We start from the raw sequence: 2,654 nt of genomic DNA, 5'->3' as shown, positions 1-2,654 counted from the left end.
GTGGATCTGCGAGACCGAGCGGTTGACGCCCCATTGCGTGCCCATCTCCCCCCAATGGAGGATGAAGGCTTTGACGTCGGGATGTTCGATCAGGGACATTACTCTTCTTTCTGTAAATCCAGAAATAACAGTACGTCTCCTGTATGGCAAGCCTTATTCCGATATCGCTAGCGCACCGCAGGCAGGAAGCGCGGGTTGCGCAGGAGCGCTGCTGCGACGAGGCTGACCAGCACTCCCACCGGGAAGATCTCCGCGAACGTCATCGGCAGCCGGAACAGCGGATCGGCGTAGCTGCGGCGGAACTCCTCCATTTCGGCCGCATAGCGCTTGAGCGCGGCCCCGTTCACCCCCGCCGCCTTCTGCTGCGCGATCAGGGCGTTGGCATAAGTGGCTGCGAAGTCGCTCCCACTCAGCGCCTGCCCGATCTCCCATGCTATGACGTAGAGGATCCCGGCGACAAAGGAGATGCCGAGGCCGAGGGCGAAGGCGGGCCAGAAGCGGATCACGCCCCCGCACGGGCCGTCGCGGCGTTGCTTGATAGCTATGAATATCGTCGTGAACGCGAGCAGCATCAGGCCGTAGCCGACCAGCATGCCCCATTGCATCATATCGTCGCCGTCGATCGTCAGCGTGAAGATCGTGAGCGGAACCCCGGCGATCAGCCCCGCGATCAGGCCGTAGGTCAGGATCGTCTTCAGCATCTTCTCTCCCCTCTTCAGAACGGCCCCAGGAAGACCCGATCGGGCCGCCGCATCAATCGCCCGAATGGGCTATTCTCGCCACTTAGGGAAGAATTCCAAGCGCGCGGGCACGGGCGACGGCGTCGGTCCGCCGCCGCGCGCCGAGCTTCTCGTAGAGGCGGGCGACATGAGTCTTCACCGTGTGCGGAGAGATGTGGAGCGCTTCGGCGATCTCCTTGTTGGAGCGCCCTCCGGAGAGCGCCTCGAGCACTGCCAGCTCCCGGTCGCTGATGCCGAGCGAGGCCTGGGCAGCGGGATTGCCGGTTTCGCCATCCGGCCGCCGGCGGGCAAGGAGCCGCGAGCCCATCCAGATCCCAAGCGCGAGAAAGGCGGCCGCCACCAGCAGCAGGTAGAGATCCCCGGTCCGCGACCGGGCGAGCCGCTGATACTGGATCCAGTCGAGGCCCAGCGCGCCCAGTGCGAGCAGTGCGCCGTAGAGGGCGATCTGGGGAGCCGTGACGGCGGGCGCGGCGCGGCGGCGGCGGGGCATGAGCGGGAGCGTAACGCCGCCCGGCTGCAGTTCAAGGCCGCGAGCGGCGCGAAATCACCCTTTCGGGCGATACCTTTCGTCGCATGTTCGCCCTAAGCTGCAATGCCAAACAAGCAGAGGGGGCGCAGATGCCGGTTGTTGGAATGGGCGGTTTCTTCTTCCGGGCGAAGGACCCGGAAGCGATCAAAAGCTGGTACCGGGAGCATCTCGGCGTCGGCGGCGGCTGCGGCACCGACGAGAAGGGCGAATCCAGCGAGTGGTGCTGGTACCCCGAGCCCGGCCCGCTGGTGTTCGAGCCGTTCAAGGAAGCGAGCGACTATTTCCCGCTGGAGAAGCAGACGATGCTGAACCTGCGCGTGCGCGGGATCGGCGAACTGGTCGAGCACCTGCGCTCCTCAGGCATCGAGGTGATCACCAAGGACGAGTGGGACAATACCGAGTTCGGCAGCTTCGCGCGGATCCACGATCCGGAAGGAAATCCGATCGAATTGTGGGAGCCGCCGGCGCAAGCGTGAGGCGAGGGGAGAGGTGCGCCTCTCCCCTGATCCTATTCCCCTTCCTGGCTGTCCGGCAGCGTCTGGGGACCAGTCCCGTCGTCGAGCTGGACGGCTTCTTCCGCCGCGGCGGGGGGAGCGGCGCCAAGTTCGTCCGAGACGAGAGCCTCGGCCTCGTTCTCCGGCTCCTCCTCCTCGTCGATGCGGGCGGCGGAGACGACGTGCTCGCCGTCGGCGACCCGGAAGATGGTAACGCCCTGCGTGTTGCGGCCGGCAATGCGGATGTCGCCGACGGTGGTGCGGATGAGCTTGGCCTGATCGGTGACCAGCATCAGCTGTTCGCCATTGTGGGCCGGGAAGCTCGCGACGACGCAGCCGTTGCGCTGCGACGTCTCGATGTTGGTGATGCCCTGGCCGCCGCGGTTGGTGCGGCGATATTCGTAGGCCGAAGTGCGCTTGCCGTAGCCGTTGGCGGTGACGGTGAGGATGAACTCCTCGGCCGCCGCGAACTCCGCCATCCGCTCGGGGCTGAGGGTCGGCTCGTTCTCATTCTCCTTCCAGGCAGCGGCGCGGAGGTAGGCTTCACGCTCCTCGGTCGTGGCCGGAAAGCCCGTCAGGATCGAAAGCGAAATCACTTCGTCGCCTTCGCGCAAGGTGATGCCGCGCACGCCCGTCGAGGTGCGGCTCTGGAATTCGCGGACGGCGGTGGCCTCGAAGCGGATCGCGCGGCCTTCCTTGGTCGCAAGGAGGACGTCGTCATCCTCGGTGAGGAGCGCGACGCCGATCAGTCGGTCGGTGGCATCCTCGTCGAAGCGCATGGCGAACTTGCCGTTGGACGGCACGTTGGCGAACGAATCCATGGAATTGCGCCGGACGCCGCCATGGGCGGTGGCGAAGATGACGTGGAGGTTCTTCCACTCATCCTCATTC

The 2,654-nt window shown here is 65.7% G+C and carries 4 protein-coding genes; 1 reads left to right on the top strand and 3 read right to left on the bottom strand.

Annotated features, from left to right (window positions below):
* Positions 1–167: 167 nt before the first annotated feature.
* Entirely contained in the window at positions 168–701 is a 534-nt protein-coding gene (locus VF662_RS10825; RefSeq protein ID WP_464140962.1) for a DUF4199 domain-containing protein, read from the bottom strand.
* Between the two features lie 82 nt (positions 702–783).
* Entirely contained in the window at positions 784–1,230 is a 447-nt protein-coding gene (locus VF662_RS10820; RefSeq protein WP_464140960.1) for a response regulator transcription factor, read from the bottom strand.
* 128 nt (positions 1,231–1,358) lie between these two features.
* Here VF662_RS10820 and VF662_RS10815 point away from each other — a divergent pair, with 128 nt between their 5' ends.
* Positions 1,359–1,745, top strand: a complete 387-nt coding sequence (locus VF662_RS10815; protein WP_464140958.1) for a VOC family protein — start codon at positions 1,359–1,361, stop codon at positions 1,743–1,745.
* A 32-nt stretch (positions 1,746–1,777) separates the two neighbouring features.
* Here the strand turns inward: VF662_RS10815 and VF662_RS10810 are convergent.
* The coding region (locus VF662_RS10810; protein ID WP_464140956.1) for a DNA gyrase C-terminal beta-propeller domain-containing protein at positions 1,778–2,654 on the bottom strand (877 nt) is incomplete at its 5' end.

The organism is Allosphingosinicella sp., from assembly GCF_036387215.1.
Taxonomy (GTDB): domain Bacteria; phylum Pseudomonadota; class Alphaproteobacteria; order Sphingomonadales; family Sphingomonadaceae; genus Allosphingosinicella.
Note: the sequence above shows the minus strand (reverse complement) of the source record. Positions and strands in the feature narration are given on the sequence as shown.

Bases quoted from the DNA above. Each gene is read 5' to 3' on its own strand.
- VF662_RS10825 (WP_464140962.1), bottom strand. From the start codon at position 701: ATGCTGAAGACGATCCTGACCTACGGCCTGATCGCGGGGCTGATCGCC.
- VF662_RS10820 (WP_464140960.1), bottom strand. From the start codon at position 1,230: ATGCCCCGCCGCCGCCGCGCCGCGCCCGCCGTCACGGCTCCCCAGATC.
- VF662_RS10815 (WP_464140958.1), top strand. From the start codon at position 1,359: ATGCCGGTTGTTGGAATGGGCGGTTTCTTCTTCCGGGCGAAGGACCCG.